Source organism: Lentilactobacillus farraginis DSM 18382 = JCM 14108 (assembly GCF_000583655.1).
GTDB lineage: Bacteria > Bacillota > Bacilli > Lactobacillales > Lactobacillaceae > Lentilactobacillus > Lentilactobacillus farraginis.
On sequence record NZ_BAKI01000026.1, the window covers coordinates 1 to 24,017 of the forward strand.

18 protein-coding genes and 5 pseudogenes are annotated in these 24,017 nt (G+C 42.9%); 12 read left to right on the forward strand and 11 right to left on the reverse strand.

The annotated features are described in order from the left end of the window. Window positions 1-127: 127 nt before the first annotated feature. Window positions 128-988, reverse strand: coding sequence for an aldo/keto reductase (locus JCM14108_RS08975; RefSeq protein WP_035180310.1), 861 nt, complete (start codon window positions 986-988; stop codon window positions 128-130). 211 nt (window positions 989-1,199) lie between these two features. On the opposite strand from JCM14108_RS08975, the pseudogene JCM14108_RS08980 reads away from it, so the two are divergent. The 4 genes and pseudogenes from JCM14108_RS08980 to JCM14108_RS08995 all read left to right on the forward strand — a co-directional run bounded on the left by JCM14108_RS08980 (window position 1,200) and on the right by JCM14108_RS08995 (window position 7,868). Next, a pseudogene (locus JCM14108_RS08980) lies at window positions 1,200-3,574 on the forward strand (cation-translocating P-type ATPase). 121 nt (window positions 3,575-3,695) lie between these two features. Then, complete coding sequence (locus tag JCM14108_RS08985; protein WP_035180311.1) at window positions 3,696-4,232, forward strand: DUF1836 domain-containing protein; 537 nt, start codon at window positions 3,696-3,698, stop codon at window positions 4,230-4,232. 228 nt (window positions 4,233-4,460) lie between these two features. Beyond that, window positions 4,461-7,077, forward strand: a pseudogene (gene adhE / locus JCM14108_RS08990) (bifunctional acetaldehyde-CoA/alcohol dehydrogenase). 149 nt (window positions 7,078-7,226) lie between these two features. Further along, complete coding sequence (locus JCM14108_RS08995; protein ID WP_035180313.1) at window positions 7,227-7,868, forward strand: HD domain-containing protein; 642 nt, start codon at window positions 7,227-7,229, stop codon at window positions 7,866-7,868. Here JCM14108_RS08995 and JCM14108_RS15370 read toward each other — a convergent pair. The 3 genes from JCM14108_RS15370 to ybaK are packed head-to-tail and all read right to left on the reverse strand — an operon-like array spanning window position 7,865 to window position 9,102. Beyond that, window positions 7,865-8,071, reverse strand: coding sequence for a hypothetical protein (locus JCM14108_RS15370; protein WP_235807091.1), 207 nt, complete (start codon window positions 8,069-8,071; stop codon window positions 7,865-7,867). The genes JCM14108_RS08995 and JCM14108_RS15370 overlap by 4 nt on opposite strands. Further along, complete coding sequence (locus JCM14108_RS09000) at window positions 8,068-8,598, reverse strand: hypothetical protein (protein WP_235807092.1); 531 nt, start codon at window positions 8,596-8,598, stop codon at window positions 8,068-8,070. Before JCM14108_RS09000 ends, JCM14108_RS15370 begins: the two co-directional genes overlap by 4 nt. Beyond that, on the reverse strand, window positions 8,599-9,102 hold the full coding sequence (gene ybaK / locus JCM14108_RS09005) for a Cys-tRNA(Pro) deacylase (RefSeq protein WP_035180314.1): 504 nt from the start codon (window positions 9,100-9,102) through the stop codon (window positions 8,599-8,601). A gap of 207 nt (window positions 9,103-9,309) precedes the next feature. Here ybaK and JCM14108_RS09010 point away from each other — a divergent pair, with 207 nt between their 5' ends. Both JCM14108_RS09010 and JCM14108_RS09015 read left to right on the forward strand, forming a co-directional pair. Further along, window positions 9,310-10,041, forward strand: a complete 732-nt coding sequence (locus JCM14108_RS09010) for a GntR family transcriptional regulator (RefSeq protein WP_035180316.1) — start codon at window positions 9,310-9,312, stop codon at window positions 10,039-10,041. Between the two features lie 343 nt (window positions 10,042-10,384). Further along, window positions 10,385-12,775 (forward strand): phosphoketolase family protein, encoded by a 2,391-nt coding sequence (locus tag JCM14108_RS09015; RefSeq protein WP_035180319.1) that lies wholly within the window; start codon window positions 10,385-10,387, stop codon window positions 12,773-12,775. 90 nt (window positions 12,776-12,865) lie between these two features. On the opposite strand, the pseudogene JCM14108_RS15910 reads toward JCM14108_RS09015, so the two are convergent. The 3 genes and pseudogenes from JCM14108_RS15910 to JCM14108_RS09030 form a co-directional block, all read right to left on the reverse strand. After that, a pseudogene (locus JCM14108_RS15910) lies at window positions 12,866-14,331 on the reverse strand (amidase). A gap of 70 nt (window positions 14,332-14,401) precedes the next feature. Continuing rightward, window positions 14,402-15,325 (reverse strand): RluA family pseudouridine synthase, encoded by a 924-nt coding sequence (locus JCM14108_RS09025; protein WP_035180321.1) that lies wholly within the window; start codon window positions 15,323-15,325, stop codon window positions 14,402-14,404. A gap of 89 nt (window positions 15,326-15,414) precedes the next feature. Further along, a complete protein-coding gene (locus JCM14108_RS09030) occupies window positions 15,415-15,885 on the reverse strand; it encodes a universal stress protein (protein WP_035180323.1) in 471 nt (156 codons plus the stop codon). A 171-nt stretch (window positions 15,886-16,056) separates the two neighbouring features. Here JCM14108_RS09030 and lplA point away from each other — a divergent pair, with 171 nt between their 5' ends. From lplA to JCM14108_RS09045, 3 genes are all read left to right on the forward strand, one after another. Then, window positions 16,057-17,067 carry a lipoate--protein ligase gene (gene lplA / locus JCM14108_RS09035; RefSeq protein WP_035180325.1) on the forward strand — a complete coding sequence of 337 codons (1,011 nt, stop codon included), beginning with the start codon at window positions 16,057-16,059 and terminating at the stop codon, window positions 17,065-17,067. A gap of 98 nt (window positions 17,068-17,165) precedes the next feature. Further along, entirely contained in the window at window positions 17,166-17,603 is a 438-nt protein-coding gene (locus JCM14108_RS09040; protein WP_035180326.1) for a hypothetical protein, read from the forward strand. Between the two features lie 10 nt (window positions 17,604-17,613). Further along, complete coding sequence (locus JCM14108_RS09045) at window positions 17,614-18,168, forward strand: hypothetical protein (RefSeq protein WP_035180327.1); 555 nt, start codon at window positions 17,614-17,616, stop codon at window positions 18,166-18,168. A gap of 286 nt (window positions 18,169-18,454) precedes the next feature. On the opposite strand, the gene JCM14108_RS15385 is transcribed toward JCM14108_RS09045, so the two are convergent. Both JCM14108_RS15385 and JCM14108_RS15390 read right to left on the reverse strand, forming a co-directional pair. Continuing rightward, a complete protein-coding gene (locus tag JCM14108_RS15385) occupies window positions 18,455-19,024 on the reverse strand; it encodes an NADP-dependent oxidoreductase (RefSeq protein WP_237745786.1) in 570 nt (189 codons plus the stop codon). Next, window positions 18,970-19,416 (reverse strand): alcohol dehydrogenase catalytic domain-containing protein, encoded by a 447-nt coding sequence (locus tag JCM14108_RS15390; RefSeq protein ID WP_237745787.1) that lies wholly within the window; start codon window positions 19,414-19,416, stop codon window positions 18,970-18,972. The genes JCM14108_RS15385 and JCM14108_RS15390 overlap by 55 nt, the downstream gene beginning before the upstream one ends. A 137-nt stretch (window positions 19,417-19,553) precedes the next feature. On the opposite strand from JCM14108_RS15390, the gene JCM14108_RS09055 reads away from it, so the two are divergent. Together JCM14108_RS09055 and JCM14108_RS09060 are read left to right on the forward strand one after the other, a co-directional pair. Continuing rightward, window positions 19,554-19,907 carry an iron-sulfur cluster biosynthesis family protein gene (locus tag JCM14108_RS09055; RefSeq protein ID WP_035180329.1) on the forward strand — a complete coding sequence of 118 codons (354 nt, stop codon included), beginning with the start codon at window positions 19,554-19,556 and terminating at the stop codon, window positions 19,905-19,907. Window positions 19,908-20,131: 224 nt separating this feature from the next. After that, window positions 20,132-21,486 (forward strand): annotated as a pseudogene (locus JCM14108_RS09060) (sensor histidine kinase). 96 nt (window positions 21,487-21,582) lie between these two features. Here the strand turns inward: JCM14108_RS09060 and JCM14108_RS09065 are convergent. Continuing rightward, a complete protein-coding gene (locus tag JCM14108_RS09065) occupies window positions 21,583-22,161 on the reverse strand; it encodes a TMEM175 family protein (protein WP_035180331.1) in 579 nt (192 codons plus the stop codon). Window positions 22,162-22,323: 162 nt separating this feature from the next. Here JCM14108_RS09065 and JCM14108_RS09070 point away from each other — a divergent pair. Then, window positions 22,324-23,735: pseudogene (locus JCM14108_RS09070) on the forward strand (APC family permease). 66 nt (window positions 23,736-23,801) lie between these two features. On the opposite strand, the gene JCM14108_RS09075 reads toward JCM14108_RS09070, so the two are convergent. Then, window positions 23,802-24,005: a hypothetical protein gene (locus JCM14108_RS09075; RefSeq protein WP_051996117.1), complete on the reverse strand. Its 204-nt coding sequence runs from the start codon at window positions 24,003-24,005 to the stop codon at window positions 23,802-23,804. Window positions 24,006-24,017 lie beyond the last annotated feature (12 nt).

Consider the following 24,017-nt stretch of genomic DNA (forward strand, 5'->3'; position numbering starts at 1 on the left):
AAGAAAAAGTTGAATAGTCGATTTTAACCAAGTGACGCGGATAAATAGGAAGTGGCATTGTAATAGTCTGAATCAGGACTGTTGCAATGCCATTTTTTATAAAAATTGGGTTGGTTTTATTTTTTGATTATTTCTTATTAAATTGTTTGTACTGCTTTCCCAACTCGTAAACCAGCTCCGGTTCATTGCCGGTGCGCTGATTGCGGTTCATCACATCCAACATCGACATTTCATCATCACTCAGTTCAAAATTCAAGTCTGCGTTTTGGGCGATACGTTCTGGATTTTGGGACTTGGGAATAACTGCTACGCCACGTTGAACGTCCCAGCGAAGGATAATTTGGGCAGCAGACTTTCCATGGTGTTTGGCCATTTTGTCAATCATCGGATTATTCAGCACGGTCCCTCTTCCCAGAGGGCTCCAAGCCTGGGTGACGATGTTTTGGGCCTTATCGAACTTGATTAACGGTGCCTGGTTGAGATAGGGATGGGTTTCAATTTGATTGACGACCGGCATTTCATCAGCTTTGGTTTTGAGAAGTTCCAACTGTGAACGGGTAAAGTTGCTGACACCGATTGAACGGACCTTACCCTGTTTCTTTAATTCTTCGAAAGCTTCCCAGGTTTCAAAAAACTTGTCGGCAATTGGCCAGTGAACCAATAATAAATCAATATAATCAGTTCCCAATTGCTGCAGCGAAAAGTTGGTGCTGTCGATGGTCAGGTCATGGCCCTGGTTCATTTCGGTCACCTTATCGATAATAAACACGTCTTGACGGGGGACCCCTAAATTACGAATGGCATCACCGAGCATTTTTTCGTTTCGGTAGTATTGGGCAGTATCAAACAGCCGATAGCCGTTTTCATAGGCTGATTGAATTGTCTCATTCATTAAAGCCGGTTTATCAATTTTATAAGTCCCAAATCCCAGTACCGGCATTTGGTTGCCGTCACGGAGTTGATAAGTTGATTTATCAGGTTCAAACATATGGCACGCTCCTCTGCATCGTTCTGATAACTTCATTCTAGCATAATTGATTGACGATTAATGTAAGCGATTCACAAAATGTTAAAATAGATGGAGACATGGATTTCTTACGTTCGGTTAAAGTTTTCTAAACTTGTTTTGGATTTAAGACAATAAATAGGTTTTTCAACGAAGATTTTGTACAATTGACGTAAAAAGTGGGGCGTTTAACTTGGCAGATGTAAAAATTTCAGAGGTTTCTTCCGAGCAGGGACTATCAGCTGCTCAGGTTGACCACCAAATTAAAAACGGATATAAAAACACCGGTGAACAATCGCTTACCCGGAGTGTCAAAGAGATTCTTCGGGATAATACATTTACGTTGTTTAACTTAATCAACGTTGTCCTTGGCGCCCTGGTCTTTTACACGGGCAGTTATAAAAACTTGCTGTTTCTTGGAATTGCGTTTTTCAATACGATTATTGGCATTATCCAGGAGATTCGATCCAAACGTCAGGTGGATAAGATGGTCCTGTTGGCTGAGGGCAAATCAACGGTTATTCGCGATGGGGCGCCGATTGACATTTATCCGGAAAATATTGTTTTAGGAGATGTTCTGGTGTTGAACCGGGGCGATCAGATTCCTGTCGATGGGGTTGTTATGCAGTCAAAAGGAATGGAAGTTGACGAATCTCCTATTACCGGTGAATCCAAAACGATTTCCAAAGCTGTGGACGATCAATTGACATCAGGGACGTATCTGGTTGGCGGCTCCGGCAAAATGCTGGTAACCAAAGTCGGTGCCCAGACGTTTGTGAACCACCTTTCCGATGAAGCTAAGAAGGGCGAGGATACGTCCAGCATTCTATTGAATACGATTAACAGAATCATCAAGGTATTGACCTATGTCATTATTCCATTGGGGCTGATTCTGTTTGCGGCAAAGCTATTTGGCGGTAATGATCTAAACCGGGCAATTCTGGGGACGGTTGCGGCGATGATTGGTATGATTCCAGAGGGCCTGGTTCTTTTGACATCGATGACCCTGGCAGTCTCAGCCATGCATTTGGCCAGAAAAAAGACGCTGGTCAGAGATCTGCCGGCGATTGAAACATTGGCACGGGTAGACGTGATTTGTCTGGATAAAACCGGCACCATTACCAGCGGTGATTTGAAATTTGAACGCGTAATCCCATTGGCGGCCGGTGTGACGACTGCGACTTGGAAAGGGTGATTGCCGGTATTACGTACGGGACCGGCGATACAAACGAAACGGCCAACGCAATTAAGGCAGCCATTGCAGACCCGCAAGCGGCTGTTAAGTCGATTGTGCCGTTTTCTTCTCAGCGAAAGTGGAGTGGTGCGGCATTTGAGGATGGCACCCAATACGTGTTTGGCGCTCCCCAGTTTATCTTTCACCAGTTGGATCCGGCAATCAAGCGACAAATTCAAACGTACGCGCAAAAAGGCTTTCGAGTCTTGGCGGTGGCTGAAGTAACATCATTAGATGCTGAACAGCCGCTGGTAAACCCGCAAATGATGGGCTTGGTTTTGATTTCCGATGTAATTCGTCCCAATGCCGTTAACACTTTCCAATATTTTAAAAATCAGGATGTCACTATTAAAGTGATTTCGGGTGATGACCCAACTACGGTGGCAACTGTTGCGCAAAATGCCGGTATTCAAAATGCGGATCACCAAATTGATATGTCAACGGTTACCGACAAGGATGATTTTGAGAAAATCGCTGTTGAAAATACGGTTTTCGGTCGGGTGACCCCTGACCAGAAAAAACGGTTGATTAGCGCGCTGCAGGCACAACAACATACCGTTGCGATGACCGGTGACGGGGTGAATGATTTACTGGCACTGCGTCAGGCCGATTGTGGGATTGCAATGGCTTCGGGGAGTGAAAGTACCAAGAGTATCGCTGATTTTGTCCTGATCAATTCCAATTTTGATGCCATGATCGACGTTTTGAATGAGGGCCGCCGGGTTATCAATAATATTGAGCGGGTCGCTTCCATGTACCTGATCAAAACGATGTATTCAGTGGTGTTATCACTCATTTTTGTTTTTTTGGCAATGCAGTATCCCTTCGAACCGATTCAGTTAACGCCAATTACTTCGTTGATGGTAGGCATTCCGTCCTTCTTCCTGGCGCTGGAACCTAATTTTAGTCGAATAACCAATCAGTTTATGCGACAGGTTTTGATTGTCTCTGCCCCCGCCGCGGTGTGTGTGGTTGGCTATATTATGGCAATTGAAATTATTGGCCGACTTTTTGGATTGCATTATGAGTTTACGTCAACGCTGTGTGTCTTACTGACAGGTGCAATCTGCTGGCTGGCACTGGTGCTGGTTTCGCGTCCTTGGAATCGGTTGAAAATCGGGTTGGATCTGTTGGTTCTGGCGGCATTTCTGGCTATAATCATCTTTTTCAACGATATTTTTTCCCTGGTGTCCTTCTTTGATAAGGATATCTGGCTGTACGCTGTTCCACTGATTGCGACCGCTTATCCCCTCTATATTTTCATGCAGGGTGTCATTACCAAAATACTTGATCGCAGGGAAGCAAAAAGAAAAGCCAAGCGGACCGGGAACTGATAGGCAGATTCCGGATATCAAAATTGAACCGGTGATGGTTCTTTTTTTATTAATCTATTTTACCTGGTTTTGCTAACTAGATAAAATGGTATAATAATTTATAAGATGAGGAGTGATGATAATGCCAGCTAATCATAACGAATATGAACAGTATGAAAAGTGGGAAGAAAAGTTAAAAACAGTTGACCTGCCGCTTTGGTCGGAATTACCCAAGTTCGAGCTTTATATGGATCAGGTAACCGCTTTGGTCAATGATACGTTGGGGCCGATCGGCGTTGAGAAGGTCACCCCGGCAATGATTAACAACTATGTTAAACACAAGGCTATTATGGCACCGGTTAAAAAGAAATATCAGACGATGCAGATTGCGGATATTATCTTAATTAGTTTATTAAAACCGGTTTTTTCCTTGGAAACGATCCGGCACGGGATTGATCAGGTAACCGCCAATATTTATCCGCAGCAAGCTTATGATCGATTTATTAAGCGCTTAATGTTTTCGTTTAAAAATCTTGCCAACCGGGCTGGGCAGGCAATTGAAGAAAAAAATTTAAATGACAAATTAATGCAGGTAGCGGTGAATGTCATAATTGATCAGTTACAGTCGAAGGTTTTGCTGCGAATTATTGAAAAGCCGTTGACGAAGATTGAAAAGTAGTGAATATGTTCACATGTAAATAATGGAACCGTTTACATGAAAACGAGGGCTCAACTATTGAGCTCTTTTTTTCGTCTCTTGGCGTCATTAAGGGGATGGAAGAGTCTGAAAATGCAATTGTGATTTTTCGAACAAAACAGTTTACATTTGAAAAAATCGTGGTATAGTTATTTTTGTGAAATAGATAACAAGTAATTTTTCAGAAAGAATTTTCACGGAGGCTAACTAATGATTGAGAATAAAGTAAAAGAACTCAAGACCAATAAACCAGAAAAGACCAATGTTGATGAGATGATTAACAAGTTAGTTTCAAAAGCCCAAAAAGCTCTCGAAATCATGGATTCATTTGACCAGGAAAAAGTTGACCATATTACCCATGAAATGGTAATGGCTGGTCAGGACAAACACATGGATTTGGCAATCATGCTGCGGAAGAAACCGGCCGGGGAGTTGCTGAAGACAAAGCCATTAAGAATATGTATGCAACCGAAGAAATTTGGCACAGTATTCGGATCATAAAACTGTCGGCGTTATCAAGGATGACAAGGAACGCCAATTGATTACCGTTGCGGAACCTTTAGGTGTTCTCGCCGGTATCACCCCTGTTACCAATCCGACTTCAACAACACTGTTTAAGTCAATTATTGCGATGAAAACCAGAAACCCGATTATCTTCAGTTTTCACCCGCAGGCAATGAAATCATCCGTTGCGGCTGCCAAAGTTGTTCGTGATGCCGCCGTTGCTGCCGGCGCACCTGAAGGCGCCATTCAATGGATTGAAGAACCAAGCATTGAAGCAACCAATAAGTTAATTAATAATCCAGGCGTTGCAAGCACACTTGCCACTGGTGGTCCGGGTATGGTCAAGGCAGCTTACTCAACCGGAAAGCCGGCCTTGGGGGTTGGCCCCGGTAACGGTCCTGTTTACATCGAAAGGACTGCCAATATTCTTCGGGCTGTCAATGATATCGTTCTTTCAAAGACATTTGATAACGGTATGATTTGTGCAACTGAGAACAGTGCCATCATTGATAACGAAATTTACGATGACGTGAAGGAAAACTTCATCAAAAATGGTGTCTTCTTTGTTGCCAAGAAGGATCAATCAAAATTGGCTGAAGCGATGTTTGATCCTAAACGTGGCGGCGTTCGCGGCCCAATTGCCGGTAAATCCGCTAAAGGGATCGCTAAATTGGCTGGCATTAAAGTACCTGATAATACGAAGGTATTGGCTGCTGAAATGACTGGGATCGGACCAAAATATCCGCTTTCAGGCGAAAAATTAAGCCCGGTTATCAGTGTTTACAAAGCCAAGAGCCATGAAGATGCTTTTTCAATTGCAGAACAGCTTTTGAATTACGGTGGTTTAGGCCATACGGCTGCCATTCAGACAACCGATGATGATATTGCGCTTAAATTCGGTGTTAAAATGAAGGCTGCTCGGGTCTTGGTTAACACACCAGGCGGTTTCGGCGGTATCGGAAACCTTTATAATGAAATGACGCCATCGTTGACATTGGGAACCGGTTCATGGGGTGCCAACTCCATTTCTCATAACGTTACCGATTACGACTTATTAAATATCAAGACAATCGCAAAGAGACGAAATAATATGCAATGGGTTAAATTACCACGGGTATACTTTGAAAAAACATCAATTCGTTATCTCGATGACATGCCGGGGATTAACAAAGTCTTTATTGTAACAACACCAGGAATGGTTGAACATGGTTACGTTGATACGGTTTTGGACGAACTAAAACGGCGACCAAACGAAATTGAATACTCACTCTTCTCAGACGTTGAACCGGATCCGACAACTGATACGGTTGAAAAAGGGGTTGCCCAGATGCGGGCCTTTAAACCGGATACCATTATTGCTCTTGGTGGTGGTTCACCACTGGACGCTGCCAAGAACATGTGGCTGTTCTACGAGGATCCATCAACCAGCTTCTTTGGCGCAAAGCAGAAATTTATCGATATCAGAAAGCGGGCTTACCGTTTCAACAAGCCGCGGAAAGCTCAAATGATCGCGATTCCAACTACTTCGGGAACCGGTTCGGAAGTAACACCGTTTGCGGTTATCACTGATTCCAAGACCCACGTGAAGTACCCACTGGCTGATTATGCACTAACGCCGGACGTTGCGATCGTTGACCCGCAATTTGTTCAAACCGTTCCGAAGGGGACCGTTGCGGCATCCGGACTTGACACACTTTGCCATGGCATTGAGTCATTTGTTTCCGTTATGGCATCCGATTACACGCGACCACTGTCACTTCAAGCCATTAAACTGGTCTTTGACAACTTGACCAAATCATATAATGGCGACGAGCATGCCCGTGAAGAAATGCACAATGCAGCAACCCTTGCCGGAATGGCCTTTGGAAATGCCTTCCTTGGCATTACCCACTCCGTTGCTCATAAGCTTGGCGGCGAATTTGGCTTGACTCATGGGATTGCCATTGCGATCACGTTGCCGCACGTTATTCGTTTCAATGCCAAGTTACCGGAAAAAATTGCCGTATGGCCGAAGTATGAATACTTCCGTGCTAATAAAGATTACGCTGAAATTGCCCGTTACGTTGGCATTCAGGGTAAAAACGACGATGAATTGGTAGAAGGCCTGGTTCAAAAGATTATTGAACTGGCTCACTCCGTTGGCGTTACCCTCAGTTTAAAGGCTTGGGGCGTTGATAAGGACAAGTTTGATGCTGCGGTTGATCGCCTGTCAGTTTTGGCTTACGAGGACCAATGCACGACTGCCAACCCGAAGGAACCATTAATTGCTGATTTGAAACAAATCATGATTGATGATTACGATGGCAAAGGCGTTGAAAAATAACTACTGATTTAAAAATGATTTTAGTGACGCTTATTGTCAACTAATTAAATAACCGCTGATCAGGATTTTTGACTGATCGGCGGTTATTTTTTGGAAAACTACTATAATGTTGATATTGAAGTTTAAAAGAAATTGGGTGAGATGGTGCGATGATACGGGAATTACGCAGAATTCAGGAATTTGTCCAAGAAGAATTGGCATATGAAACTTCCGGACATGATTATACACATATCATGCGGGTAGTTAGTTTGGCCAGAACGATTTTAAAAGGGGAGTCGGCTGATGAACAGTTGGTATTGGTAGCTGCTTATCTACACGATGTCAGTGATGATAAGGTTACTACCAATCCGGCAGCCAAAAGAAAAGCTATCGTTGGTAAACTGACTGAAATTGGCTATGATGAGCATTTTATTGGCCGGGTCTTTGAGATTGTTGACCATATGTCGTTTAGCGCTAATTTGGCGACGCATTATCAGCTGCCGATTGAGGGAAAGATTGTTCAGGACGCGGACCGTTTGGATGCCATTGGCGCAATCGGGATTGCCCGGACTTTCTACTTTGGCGGTCACTTTGGCGAGGTGATGTATGATCCCCATATCATGCCGCGTACAGGGATGGATAAAGCTGAATATCGGAAGCGGGGAACGGTGATTAATCATTTTTACGAAAAATTATTAAAATTAAAGGATCAAATGAATACGGCAACGGCCAAAAAAATTGCCGAACACCGCCAGCAGGTGATGCTGGATTTTCTGCATGAGTTTATGGATGAGTGGAATGGTCAGGCTTAACCAATTTTTGAAATCAGATTTAAGAGCGTTGAAATGACAAGATTGAAAATTAAAATGGTGGCAACCAATCTGACGACCTGATGCAATGCAGTAAAAATAACAGCACTGACCGGCAATATTGAGGCAACCCCGGCTAATAGGCCAAACAATAGAATGGTAACGGCCAGCCCCTGAACAGCATTTTGATAATCTGATGGGCTCAAATCAAAGCCGCCGATGCAGATGTTGGCTGAAAGCAGCAAAAAACGATCATGGGACCCCACTGAAAAGCCGGCAGCGAAAAATCAGTTATCGTGTATGTTGGATTGGTAAAATTGATCAGCCGATTGTAAATTGTCGGCAGCAGCCATTTGGCCAACAATAAAGTACTAATGGCACAGCCGAAAACGGGCGCAATTCCGATGAATAAATTGCCAATAGTTTGATACAAATTATTGGGTCGCCAGGTATGGTTAACGTATCCCAGTGTGGGATTGTCCCGGGTCGGCCACCTGAGCAGGCGGACCGATCGGATTCGATGACCAAAAATCAGTGCAACCAATAAATGACTGGCTTCGTGGATGATAACCCCCAGGAAGCCGAAAACAAGTTGACCGCCTATGCCGAATCGTTCAGCAATAACCGCCTTGGTATTTCGATTGATGGCTGCCAGCAGATAGATAAAAAGAAAGGGTACTCCGATTAATAATCCGAGTACCAGTCCAATGTTAAGCAAAATGGCTTTAATCATTTACTTTTCCTTTAAATCGGCAAATGTACCGTGAACCAGCTGGCGCATTTGCTCCGCATCGACCTTGACCGAACGGCCGATTTGACCGGATGAAACAATGATTTGCCCCATTTCTCGGGCTTCCTGGTCAATATAAATCGGATATTTGAATTTTTCCCAAATTCCGATGGGCGTGTTGGCACCGTGTTGGTAGCCGGTGGTTTTCAGTAAGTCTTTTAAGGGGACCATCGTAACCTTTTTATTGCCGGAAACTTTGGCAAGCTTTTTTTCATCCAGATGTTCATCAACCGGCACAACGCCGACAACCGGTCCGGTAGTTTTACCGGTTAAAACCAGCGTCTTAAAAATTTGATGCTCATCCTGGTCCAAATGATCAACGCTTATCTGTTCAACATCGCCTTCTTGGTGGGTTGGGAAAGTCATCTGTTCAAAAGGAATTTTGTGTTTGTCCAAAATTTGTTCAACTAACGTTTTGTGTACTTTATTACGTTTCTTTTTTGACATTTACGACACCTCACAAACATTTTATCACAACAAATTCTGCTGCATGGGTTAAAATTTAGGTGATGTTTGGTTTTAAAAAAATCGCAAAGCCAGACATAAACGGCCGTTAAGACCGGATAGTCGGCAGATTCGTCTGAATTTGTCCGTAATATCTGGTATACTTTATGGATAATGTTAACGGACGATTTAATGAATTAAGGAGAAGCCATGGCTGATTTAGTATATCAAAACATCATAAAAGATTTAAAGGATCGAATTAAGAAGAACGAATTTGATTCTAAGCGCTTACCGGATGAGCGTAGTTTAAGCGAATCTTATGGTGTTAGCCGCAGTTCGGTTAAGCGGGCTTTAAATGTTTTGGCAAATCAGGGCATTATTTTTAAAAAACGCGGTTCGGGGACCTTCATTAATCCGTTATATCAGAAAAACCGCTCCATTTTTCAGTACGAAGGTTCCAACTTGGGGGTTACCGACAGTTTTAAAAGCGATGGCAAGATTCCGAAGATTCGGCTGCTGGATTTTAATGTTATTCCGGCCGGAGAGGAACTGCAGACGGAACTGTTTTTGGATCCGGGCGATTTTGTTTATGAAATCAAGCGGCTGCGGACTTTTGAGGATCGGCCATTCATGATTGAATTGGGATACATACCGATTAAAGTGGTGCCCAACTTGAATCGGGAGCGGGTTGAAGGCTCGATTTTTAATTACTTTGAGGAGACAACCGGCAAATCCGTTACCAAATCATTTATGACGATTACAACTACACCGTCAAACAAAGAGGATCAAAAGCTGCTGCATTTGAAACCGGTAGAGCCGGTTGGCGTTATGGAGGGAATTTTCTTCCTGGATGATGGCACCCCGTTTGAAGTTTCGAACATGCGGCTGCATTATAAGTATTTGAATTACAACACGTTTGTAGATTTAAATGAGAACCGTTAATTGTGATGATATAACGAAGTCAACTCGTAACCGGCCAAGTTGAATGATTGGCCGGTCTTTTTGACGTATTCATAAAATAAGATTGTCGGCCTTGAAAATTGTGTAAAAAAATTGTTACAAATCCAATGTTTTAGTGGACTATTGCGGTTATATCACTCATAATGGCAGATAAGTATAGAAGTTTTTGGACGATTTTAATTGGACCGTATCAATTTGCAAAAAGGTTGACTATTTGAAAAAATAGTGTAGTATTAGTGCTGTAAATTGATCAGACTAGTTGATGAATTTTACGAACATTCTATACAGTAGCTTTGTTGTTAAATCTTAGAAGGAGTGTTAATTAATGACAGTAGATTACGATTCCAAAGAATATTTGGATCTTCTAGACAAGTACTGGCGTGCCGCTAATTATCTTTCAGTAGGTCAGTTATACTTGCGTGACAATCCATTGCTCAAGCGTCCTTTGAAGTCGGATGATGTTAAGATCAAGCCAATTGGTCACTGGGGAACTATCGTTTCTCAAAACTTCATCTACGCTCAATTGAACCGTGCTATCAACAAGTATGATTTGAACATGTTCTATATTGAAGGTTCAGGTCACGGTGGCCAAGTTATGGTTTCCAACTCATATCTTGATGGTAGTTATTCAGATATTTATCCAAATATCTCACAAGACGAAAAAGGTATGCAAAAATTGTTCAAGCAATTCTCATTCCCAGGTGGAGTTGCTTCACATGCCGCACCAGAAACACCAGGCTCAATCCACGAAGGTGGCGAGCTTGGCTACTCACTTTCACATGGTACCGGTGCAATCTTGGACAACCCAGATGTAATCGCTGCTGTTGAAATTGGTGATGGTGAATCAGAAACTGGTCCGTTGGCCGCATCATGGTTCTCAGACAAGTTCATCAACCCAATTACTGATGGTGCTGTATTGCCTATCATTAACATGAACGGATTCAAGATTTCCAACCCAACCATTCTTTCACGGATGAGTGATGAAGAATTGACTGATTACTTCAAAGGTATGGGCTGGGAAGCACACTTTGTTGAAGCTACTGCTGACACTGATCATGCAAAAGTTGAAGCAGAATTTGCTAAGACATTGGATACTGTTATTGAAAAGATCAAGTCCATTCAAAAGAATGCTCGTGAAAACGAAACACCTGACAATGTTAAATTGCCAGTATGGCCAATGATCATCTTCCGTTCACCGAAAGGTTGGACTGGTCCTAAGAAGGATCTTGATGGTAACCCTATCGAAGGTTCATTCCGTGCGCACCAAGTTCCAATTCCTGTTGATGCAAACGACATGGAACATGCCGATGAACTTGTTGACTGGTTGAAGTCATACAAGCCGGAAGAATTATTTGATGAAAACGGTACTTTGAAGCCTGAAATTCGTGAACTTGCACCTAAAGGCGACCGTCGTATGTCAGTTAACCCAATCACAAATGGTGGGATCAAGCCGGAACCATTGAAGCTGCCTAACGTTCGTGACTTCGAAGTTAAATTTGACAAACGTGGTACTGAACAGAAGCAGGATATGATCGAATGGTCCAAGTGGTTGGATGCAGTTGCTAAATTGAACCCAACAACCTTCCGTGGCTTTGGTCCTGACGAAACTAAGTCAAACCGGCTTTACAGCTTGCTTGATGATGGTAAGCGTCAATGGATGGAAGACATCGATGAACCTTACGATGAAGATCTTGCCAACCATGGTCGTGTCATCGACTCACAACTTTCAGAACATCAAGCAGAAGGTTGGCTTGAAGGCTATATCCTGACTGGTCGTCACGGATTCTTTGCAACTTATGAATCATTCGGACGCGTTGTGGACTCAATGTTGACACAACACTTCAAGTGGTTGCGTAAAGCTTCAGAACAATACTGGAGAAAGCAATACCCATCATTGAACTTTGTTGATACTTCAACAGTATTCCAGCAAGATCATAATGGATACACCCACCAAGACCCAGGTATGTTAACACACTTGGCTGAAAAGAAGCCTGAGTTCATTCGTGAATACCTGCCAGCTGATGCTAACGAATTATTAGCTGTTGGTGATGCTGCATTCAGAACTTACGAAAAGATTAACTTGATCGTAACATCCAAGCACCCACGTCGTCAGTGGTACTCAATGGATGAAGCTCAAAACTTGGTTAAGAACGGTCTTGGCTACATTGACTGGGCTTCAACTGATGAAGGTCAAGAACCAGATGTTGTCTTTGCTGCCGCTGGTAGTGAACCTAACTTGGAAGCATTGGCTGCTATCTCAATCTTGAATAAGGAATTCCCTGACTTGAAGATTCGCTTTATCAACGTTGTTGATATCTTGAAGCTTAACTCACCTAAGAAGGACCCGCGTGGTTTGAGTGATGAAGAATTCGATAACTTGTTCACAACTGACAAGCCGGTTATCTTTGCATGGCACGGCTTCGAAGATATGATTAAGGATATCTTCTTCGATCGCCACAACCACAACCTTCACGTTCACGGTTATCGTGAAAACGGTGATATCACTACACCATTTGACATGCGTGTCTTGAACGAATTGGATCGTTTCCACTTAGCTGCTGACGCTATCCGTAACGTTCCTTCATACGCTGTTAAGGGTAGTTACTTCATCCAACGGATGAACAACACGGTTGAAAAGCACAACCGTTACATCCGTGAGGTTGGTACTGACCTTCCAGAAGTAACTTCATGGAACTGGGAACCACTCAACAAGTAATTTAATTAGAAAATAATTACTAAAACCGCAAAAAGGACGAAAAACACAATTGTTTTTCGTCCTTTTGTCATACATAAGTAAGTTAAGATATTACGCTTTAAATTTGAATTTAGCGGCATTTTCAAAGAGTCGACCGATTTGTAATAGTAAATCTTCGCGGCCTTTTTTGGCCATCAATTGAACACCAAGCGGCAGTCCGTTGTCGCCGACATAGGTCGGTAAACTGATGGCGGGCTGGCCGCTGATATTAGCCAACTGCGTAAATGGTGAAATCGTTAAAGCCGGTAGCCACTGATCCCAAATAAGCTGCAGCCGTTCATTTGGTGAGAAAGATTTGATATTTAAAAGCTTCTCCATGTTTTCATCGGAAACTAATTGCTGATCAATTCTGGGCGCCTGAAAGGCAGTGGTTGGAGTCAGGTAAAGATCGTACTGGGTACTAAAATGATCCATTGTGGCAGCGGTTTGATCCCAAAAGGCAAGTGCCTGGCTGTATTGGACAGCCGTCACTGATTTGCCGGTGATGTTTAGTGCCCAAGTCAGTGGTTCGACGTTATCGTGAATGGTTTGATCGTCAAGTCCCATGTTGGCAAACATTGTCGCGGTTTCACCGGCATTCATCGTATAGTAGGTTTGCATCAAAGTAGTCCCATCAATTGGCGCATCAACTTCGGTTAACTGATAGCTGCCTGTTCAAGAAAGTTAACAGCGTCCTGAACAGCTGACTTGGCCGCTTCGGAAACGACTGTGTTAACAGGGGATTTGGTTGAAAATGCAATATTCAACGTTTTGGGTACTTCATTTAACGTACTTTCAAAGTCGTGTTCTGGTAACGGTACTTGAAACGGCGCGGCCATTTGGACAACTGACAGTGCATCCAACAATTTGGCGGTGTCCTGAATATTTCTGGTTAACGCAAAGTTAATCGAAGCGCCCTGCCAGCCTCGCCATTCACCGGGACCAGTTGGGACACGGCCTCGGGTTGGCTTCAAACCGATTGTACCGGAAAAAGAAGCTGGGATTCGAATTGAGCCGCCACCATCATTTCCAGCCGCAATTGGCAGCCACCCGGCGCCAACAGCCGCTGCTGAACCACCGGATGAGCCGCCCGGTTGATAATCGAGATTCCAAGGATTATGGGCATTACCGTATAGTTTTGAATCAGTAATGTTTTTGAAGCCAAATTCCGGTGCGTTGGTTTCGCCGATTGGGATTAAACCGGCAGATAATAGTCCCTTAACAAAATTATTAGTTGCTGGCGCAACATAGTTTTGCAATAAGTGAGAACTAGCGGAATCAATTTCACCTTTAAATGATTGACCAAGCCCCTTTAATAAAATCGGAATGCCGGCAAACGGCTGGCCGGTGTCTTTAAATTCCGAAACCATTTTCAATGCCCGCTGGCGCCAAAGATGGGTGACGGCGTTTAGGTGAGGATTTTGCTGATCAATTGTAGTCAGTAGTTGTTTCAGTAATTCTTCTCGGGAAAGATGATGATTGCGAATTAAATTTGTTAGCTGGGTTGCGGAATAAGCTGCCAATTCATTAGTTGCCATGATAATGCCTCCTCGTAAAGCATTGGATTAGAACTGTCTTTAGTATAAGCGACCTGCTTGAGATTTAAAGTTATGATGATTGCCTGGTTGAATTAATGCCAGCTTCAAATGTTTTGAAGTGGGGTGGCAGCGGTGCCGTTACATTGATTGTCGTTTCATGAAACGGCATTGGAACGCTCAGCTGCCATGAATGCAGTAGTAAAAATGGTGCGTCATGAACCGGGTTATAGAGCGGATCGCCCACCACCGGATGATTAATCGCGGCCAAATGGATTCGGATTTGGTGGGTTCGGCCGGTTTCCAGTTGAATGGCCAACAAACTATTGCCAACTGTTCTTCGAAGAACATGGTAATGGGTGATGGCTTTGAGTGCGTGGCGACCGTTGATGCGACGCTTGCGTTTGTCCTGGGGATCACGACCAATCGGCAGATCAATGGTTCCCTGATCGGGTAAATCTGAACCGCTCACCCAGGCAAGATAGGTACGGCTGACCTGTTTGGCAGCAATTTCAGCAACCAGTGACGGTACGACAGCGGGATTTTTAGCAAAAAGAATGGCACCGCTGGTTTCCTGATCCAACCGATGCACCATGTACGGCAGCGTGTCTTCAGCTGCTAAATAAGCTGCCAGGTGGTTAATAGTTGCCCCGACTTCTCCCGGCTGATTGGGGTGGGTTTTATCGCCCCGTCGTTTGTTCACAATAATCAGATTGGCATCCTCGTATAGAACCGCCAAAGCAGCTGCCGAATCTGCCAAAACGTTTGGGAAAGGATGCTGAAAATCCGTTGGAATAAAGCTCAGGGTAACCTGATCCTGGTAATGAACCGGAAAGTTAACCGGCAGGTAATGCTGATTGACCAAAATCCGGTTGTCGGAACGCAAACTAAAAATTAAGTGTTTCGGCAGTAACCAGTGTTGATGAAGCAGGTAGCGCAATGGTTGGTTGTCCATGGATTTGGGAACCGTTGTGTTAAAAAGCCAGTTATGCTGCATTAAATCATTCCTTGTATTTTAAAATGAAAAAGGAAGCCGGACGTGTGGCTTACAGCAGCCTTAGCCCGGTTTCATTCTTACGTTGTCTTTTATTTAATCTGTTTGGGATCGTTTTTTGAACGAACGATTAAAACATCACAGAGCGCGGTTCGCGTTACATAACTTGTAACGGAACCGATAATCAATCGTTCAACGGCGCTCAGGCCGGTTGAACCAATTACGATCACATCCGTGTGGTGATCGTGCGGGAATTCACGTGCGATAATCGGCTTTGGATTACCAAACCGGATATGAATATCAACATCTTTCACACCGGCATCCAGTGCTTTTTGTTTCATTTCCTTTAGTTTGGATTCCGTGTTTTCAGTCAATTTGAAAACAACGTCTCCGCTTACAGCACTGCCATATGTTTGGTTAAATTGGTTAACTTCCAGAATGTTTAAAATATCTAGGTGGGCATTATTCGACAAAGCAACTGAAATTGCCCGATTAAGGACTGAATCTGTAACAGCTGAACCGTCTACTGGTACCAGGACATTCTTATAATTTTGGTTTTCCATGTGATCACCCCGTCATCGATTTGTTCTTACTTTAACTATAACATTCTCAGAGCGGGTTGTAATCAATAATCATCTAAGCAGACCAAGGTTCAACACTTGTGATTGTAATCGCTTACGCAAGGTGCTACCATTATCTTGTGAAAGAATAGATGAAAAGGGGTTATTCTCGCTATGTATTACTATGTTATGAAGTCCAATGATATTCGCCGCAATTTAGCGACTGAACAATATCTGATGAATGAAATTAATTTTGATGAACCATTATTGCTGTTCTACATTGAGGGGCCGTGTATTATCGTTGGTAGAAATCAGAATACGCTTGAAGAAATCAATAAGAAGTATGTTGATGAACACGGGATTGTTGTGACGCGTCGGCTTTCAGGCGGCGGCGCTGTTTATCAAGACCTTGGCAACCTCTGCTTTAGTTTTGTGGTTGATAGTGATAGTGAAGAGTTTGGGGACTTCAAGTCATTTGTTCAACCAGTTGTTGACGCGCTCCATGACATGGGGGCAACCTCTGCTGAAGTCAGCGGCCGAAATGATATTTTGGTAGACGGCAAGAAGTTTTCGGGAAATGCCATGTATACCAAGGGCGGCAAAACCTTTTCCCATGGGACATTAATGTTGGATGTCGATTTGTCCGTTATTCCCAAGGCCCTGACGGTTCCGGAAGATAAAATCAAGTCTAAAGGTATCAAATCGGTTAGTTCACGGGTAACAAATTTGAAACCATATCTGGCACCTGAATATCAAAATCTGACAACGCCTGAATTCCGGGATCGTTTGTTGAAGGAGCTATTCCATGTTGATAATTTGGATCAAATTAAAGATCGGGAATATCATTTAACTGATGAAGATAAGCAGGGAATTGATAAGATTTTCGACGATGTTTACAATAATTGGAACTGGGTGTACGGGACGTCACCGGAGTTTACCGTTAAGAAACGTCAGCACTTTACTAATGGGACGATTGATGCCCGATTGCAGGTTGACGATGGCAAAATCTCGAACGTAACCTTCTTTGGTGATTTCTTTGGCCCGAAAGATGCTGGTGAGTTGGCGGATAAACTCAAGGGTGTTCGTTTCGAACGGACTGACGTTGCCGATGCTTTGAAAGATGTTGATCTTAACCAGTACTTCACTGGTATTCCTGAAGAAGATTTTCTGGATATGCTTTTCTAAAGTCTGCAAATACGTTAAACTAACAATGAGACTATGAAAGATAAATTCTATGATAGTGGGTTTATCTTTTTTTATTGGCGTTATTTTGGAGGATTAACTTGAGAAACGAAGAAAAAAAGGTTATCTACTGGGCGGTCATTTCACTAATATTGTTTCTATTAGTGAACTGGTTGATGACCCTTGATTTTATGCATTTGGCCCGATCGGTCAGGCTCTCTGAAGCGGTTAGGGTAACCATTATTGCGGGGATTTTGTATCTGGCAACCATCTTATTGGCTGCTTTAAAAGTTAAAATCAGTTACTATTTAATGGCCGCGGTAGTTGCAATTTATACGGTTGGCTTTGTGGGAATGCTGACAACGATGTTTACGGGGAGCGAAGCAAACATTGTGATTAAGCTGGTGATGGCCGGACTAAGCGCATTTGGTGTCATCGTCAATTTCTACTGGTTTATTTTGGCCTTCAAGTTGAGAGCCGTTTTCCAGCGGGAATCACTGGCAAAGCAAATCAATAAAAATAAACAATTTAAGAAATAGGTGAAAGAATTTGGATAGAGATGTAACAAATTTCATCGCTGATGTTACAGATGAAAAAATCACACGGCAAACGTTCAAAACCAGCTTGGCGGATCTGATTGCGCATCCCGATGAAAAAATGGCCCCGATTTATGATTATGTTGAAGAACAGTTAAATGAAGGCCGATTGGCTGTTGGTGAGCTGCTGGTTGATGATGCGGACGTCGTGATCAGCCTGGAAACCAACTTGATTAATTTACCGCTTCAAGATATTAAGCGGATTGATAAAATGATTTCTGATGAAGATAAGCTGCCGGTAAACGTTTATATCGTAATGAGCTCGCCTTATGTGAATGTTTCGGGCTTGCGAATCGATGAGGTCTCTTCAGCAGATGATTTTATTAGTCACTTGGATCAGTATTTACCAATGATGAATGATTGGGTAGCGGATCACTTGGCGGCTGTTCAAGAAAATATGAAAACACAGGCTGAAAAAGAGGCGGCTGAAAAGAAAGCGGCTAAGGAACCTGCTAAAGCCAAGACCAAGAAAACGGTGAAAGCTAAAAAGACCGTTCAGAAAAAGTAAGTTGTATTTTAATTGAAAATGTGGCATAATACACACGTGCGATGAGTCGAGAAAGATCACGCGGCTTTGTGCCGTTCGCGCAAGCGGCTAGGTGATATTTTGGATAACGGGGCACATTTTAAGCACGGATTTGTGGTGTCTGACTTTGACGGATTGTGGAGTCCAAAAAGTCTATTCGCACCAATGTGGTGTGGGTACCGTTAAAAAAGGCTGACCAAAAGTAAAATTTTGGCCAGCCTTTTTGCATCTTCGATAAAAATAATTGATGCCCAATAAGCAGCGCCGATTAATTAACGTTTAAAATTAGTTTGCCAACTACATGACCGGCTTCGCTTTTCCGATGTAGTTTCCGAACGTTTTCCACGGTGAAAGGGAGATCTTCAGCGATTCTCACAGATAGCTTTTTTGAACCGAACATGTCGGCAAGGGTTGAAATAACCTGTTTGTCTGGCCGAGCGTTAATTTTTTCAAAATTAACGTCATATTGGCTGCTTAATGCTGCTGCCTGATCGGTTGTTTCAACAATTGAGATGACTCGGCCACCAGGCTTAACGACTTTAAAAGCGGCTCGTTGATTATCACCGCCGAGCGTATCAAAGACTAAATCGATGTGTGAGAGTACTTCTGAAAAATCGGTTTGCGTATAATCAATGACTTCATCGGCTCCTAAACTTTTAACGTAGGCGGTATTTTTGCCGCTAGTGGTGGTGATAACATGAGCGCCGGCGTTTTTGGCCAGCTGAACAGCCATTAAGCCAACGCCGCCGGATCCAGCTAAAATCAAAATGGTTTGACTCGCTTTTAATTTGCCGGCATCAAAGATGGCTTCCCACGCGGTAGTTCCGGCCAGCCCCAAGCCCGCTGCTTCTTCAAACGAAAGGCTTGATGGTTTGTGAGCGCCTGATCGGCATCAATTGCGTAGTATTCGGCGTAGGTTCCCCGATTGCTGGGAGTGCCATAACCGATAACTTCATCATCAACTTTAAAGCCGGTGGTAGCTTCACCGGTTTTGACAACCGTCCCGGCCATTTCTTGGCCCAGGATAATTGGAAAGTCGAATGGATAGCGTTTCTGCCGCAGCCCCTTTCTGGTTTTCCAATCAATCGGGTTAACACCAATGCTTTGGACTTTCACCAGCAGCTGATTGGCATTAATTGTTGGGATGTCAACCTGCTGAGGCGTTAGTACATTTTCATCGCCGTATTGGTTAATGACGATAGCGTTCATTTTTCCTTCATTTGTTGTCATGTGATCACCTCGTCCCTATGGTATCACGAGAGAAGGAGAATCGAAATACGGTTACTAAATCAAAATATCAGTTGTGCGCAATTATATTGACAAAACTCGGAGTGGGCGTATGATGGAGATTATTGGAGGGATAGCGAATGAGATTAACAATTACGGATCAGGCATTTGAAAAGCTTAGAGAAAATGTCCCAGAAAATAGTCGGCTGCTGTTAAGTTTTGACGATGGTGTTGGGCCGTTTTCAAAAGTGGGGATCTGCTCACTTGAAACCAGCTTTGATATTATTGCGGTTGATCGTGAAGTAAAGACACCGGATTATGATGCCAAATTAGCCACCAACCACGGTGAATGGCAATACAAGGGTTATTCCGATGTTTACCTGGATGATGATATGAAGCTCGACATTAAAAATAACCAGTTGGTTTTGTCAGGGGAAAGTGGTATTTTGGACAGCAGCATTACTGTAAAAAACTTGGTTAAACAAGCCGGTTAGCAGTATTTTAGTCTGATAGAACTGCTGATTATCAACCAATACCGATTCTGAAAATAGAAATTCAACTTTTGGGACTTCGACAAATTAAATTTTGGCGGGGCCCTTTTTGGTTGGTTAATTAATAATTCAACTTAAGATTGATTTAAGTTTCCCTTGTTAAACTAACATGATTCAACAGAAGCAGATGGCTAATAGCGGCTTAATTAGGGGGGATTTTCATCAGGATGGCTCAAGATGCGACAAAAAAACAATGGGTGAAGTTTTTCATTAATGAATTGGTCAGTTTTACGGCCCTATTCGCAATTCTTGGCGGCATTATTTATCTGTCATTTAAGGATTCAATCAATAAAAATATTAATTCAGGGTTGTATGGTCAAAAAACTGAAATCTTGAGAAGCCAACGAAAAGCCAAGTCGGGTGGGGACAGTATCCATCCCTATCGTGCCCAGGCGACACCGCCCCCCACAGATAACGCCACGTTTCGCACCCACGCCTGATTTTTGATAAAAATGGTCGAATTGAAAATGCAGGAATGATTGGCCAAGGGGCCTTCAGCGCTTTTCAGGGAATTAAATTGGTTAAGCGCAATATCAATAAGGTCAAGGGACTGGTCATTACAACCCAGTTCGGCACCAAACGGTCCAATCACTATTTTATGACTTTGCTGATTAAAGTTCCCAGAACCAGTACAAATTCAACTTATTCCGGAAAATATGTTTTAATCTTGCAAAATATTGATGCGGATCTGCTGGCAATGGAAAGTTTTAAAAAATCCCTCTTTATTACATTGCTAATCTTTTGGGCATTGGCAATGATTATTGCCTACGTTTTATCCCGATCAAGTATGCGGCCGATTTTAGTTTCATGGAAGAAGCAGCGGGAATTCAGTGCCGACGCAGCTCATGAGTTAAGAACGCCAATTACGGTAATTCAAAATCAAATGGAATATTTATTGACGAAACCCAAACAACGGATTCTGGATGAAGCGGCCAGCATCTCAACAACGTTGGATGAAGTTAACCAAATGCAGACACTGATTAAACGATTGCTGATGCTGTCTCGTGGTGACGCCAATATTATTCAGATTCAGCCCAAGTCAGTTGACTTAAAGGACTGGATTAAGCGAACGTTTAATATTTATCAGCCATTGGCCGAAAACCAGCATAAAACGCTTCAGAAAAATATTTTAGCTTCCGGACAGGTGATTTTTGATCCTGACCTGATGCATCAAGCATTGGTAATTTTATTGGATAACGCGCTTAAGTACACGCCCACAGGTGGAAGCATCGATGTATTGATTAAACGGTTGCACGGTCGGTTGATTATTTCGGTGAGTGATACTGGCCCCGGTATTCCCGACAAGGACAAGCGTAATATTTTCGAACGGTTCTATCGGGTTGATCAATCCAGAAATACTAAAACGGGTGGTAATGGTCTTGGATTGGCTATCGCAAAGTTTATTGTCCAGCAGCATAATGGAAAAATTGAAGTTCGGGATAATTATCCCCATGGGGCTGTTTTTCAAATCAGCATTCCAATTACCAGAGAAAAACGGCATCCCAAAACCGATAAGCCTTAAATAGGCGGTGCCTTTTAGCTAGGCAGCCGTACCATAAAATAACAAAATGTTTCCCAAGCCGGCAAATTAGCCGCTGGCTGAGAAACATTGACAGGTTTATAAATTGTGAAATGCTTTTTCAATTCGTTTATACGGCATCAGCCAGATCATCATTACCAAAAACGTACCGATCATCCCGAATTGATGCCAAAGAAACGAGAGCAGAAAGACAACAACAAAAGCGCCAAGTGTAATGATACTTTTAGGTTCCCGTTTTAATGAGTCGACCATTACCCGATTGGTCTTGTCAGCCCGCAAAAGGGAAACCCGCAGGAAATTCCACGAGAGATTAATACCGATAAATAACAGCGTATAAAGCTGCGAACCAAACAGACTATTGGGATCGTTATTTACAATCGAGGTTGCAAACGGGATAAATGATAGGAAGAAGACCAATAAGGTGTTAGCCCAGATAACGGTGCCATTGATTTTTTTAACGACTTGGAACATATGGTGGTGATTGCCCCAAACGATGGCTAACAGAAAGAATGATATTGCATAGGCCAGCAGCTCTTCGCGCATTTCCCATAGGCCAAGCCATGAATAGTTATGGGGTGCCTGTAATTCCAATACCAGAACAGTCATAATAATTGGTACGATTGCGTCCGTAAAAGCTTCCAAACGTCCTTTTCCCATTATATTTGCCTCCCCTTAAAAAGGTAATTCATTTATTAAACCGCCTTCTTTTAACATATTTAGCATACAATAGCTGACCGGCAAATTGATTTTTAATGCTCAAAAAGTTAAAATGGAATAATAATTCTAATGAATTGCTAATTTTATTTGGAGGCTATTTTTATGTCATTAGGTTCAAGAATTTTCCAACGTGAAAAATTGGATCGTTACCTGGAGACCGATAAAAAATTTATTAAAACCATGTCGGCGCTTGATCTGATTTCTTTGGGAATTGGGGCCGTTATCGGTACCGGTATTTTTATTCTTCCCGGGACGGTTGCTGCAACCAAAGCAGGTCCTGGTATTATTTTGTCATTTATTTTTGCTGCAATTGTTTGTTCCACTTCGGCAATGTGTTACGCCGAATTTGCGTCGGCACTGCCGGTTGCCGGAAGTGCCTATTCGTACGGGAATTTGGTTTTTGGTGAAATTATTGGTTGGGTGCTCGGCTGGGCGTTGATTTTGGAATACGTGCTGGCCGTAGCCGCTGTTTCAAGCGCCTGGGGGGCTTATTTCCAATCCTTCCTAAAGGGATTCCACATTGGCTTTCCAACCGCTGTTTCCGGCCCGTTTAACCCCGCTGCGGGACGTATGGTAACATCATTGCCATTATTATCGTTCTCCTGATTTCTTGGATGTTGAGTCACGGGATGCGCTCATCGGTCCGGGTCAACAATACGATTGTGTTTGTCAAAATTGGGATTATCCTACTGTTTATTATTGTCGGACTCTTTTATGTCAAACCGGCTAATTGGCATCCGTTTTTACCGTATGGTTGGAGTAGTAGTAAAGGCGGTGTTCTTGGCGGTGCTGCCGCGGTATTCTTTGCCTATTTAGGATTTGATGCCGTATCAAGTTCGGCTGCGGAAGTTAAAAATCCTAAAAAGAATATGCCGATTGGTATTATTGGTACGTTGATTGTTGCAACCGTTTTATACGTGGGTGTTTCAATTGTACTAACCGGAATGGTTTCCTACACCAAGCTTAACGTCGCCGATCCAGTGGCTTTTGCATTGCAATTTGTTAATTTGAACTGGGTAGCCGGGATTATTTCAATTGGTGCTTTGGCAGGAATGTTTACGATGATGGTTACAATGATTTATAGCTCGTCGCGCTTAATTTATTCTATCGGTCGCGATGGTCTATTGCCTCATTTCCTTGGCAAATTGGATAAGCGGGGAAATCCTGGCAACAGTTTGATGTTGGTGACAATCGTTATTGCTGTCATGGGTGGTTTTATCCCACTGGATCAATTGACCAATCTGGTTAATATCGGCACGTTGATTGCCTTTCTGTTTGTTTCCTTTGGAATTATTCCGTTACGGCACAATAAAGAAATTCAGAATAATCACGGCTATCAGGTCCCGGGTTACCCGGTCTTTCCAATTATTTCGGCATTACTTTGTCTGTATATGCTGACAAAGCTGCCAGCTGAAACCTGGATTGCATCAATAATTTGGTTTGTAATTGGTCTGATACTTTACTTTAGTTATGGGATCCGACACAGTAAAATTAATAAGGATCGTGAAGTTTGATTGCTCATTGATTAGACGCTAAAACGCCTTGAAGGATTGGCAGTTATGCCGGTTCTTCAAGGCGTTTTAACTAAGCATCGTTAATATTTCAAAAAGAAAAACACTAAAGATAATTAAACCGATTAATCCGGAAACTAATAGGTAGCGATAAAAATTCCGGAAATTCAAATGCCGATAATGCCAATGATTATCTACCAAGACACCTAAAAGACCGCCAAATAAGGAGATGACAACTGTTAGGACAACCGCAGTTACCAGTGTAATAATCATTGCCAGTGATGC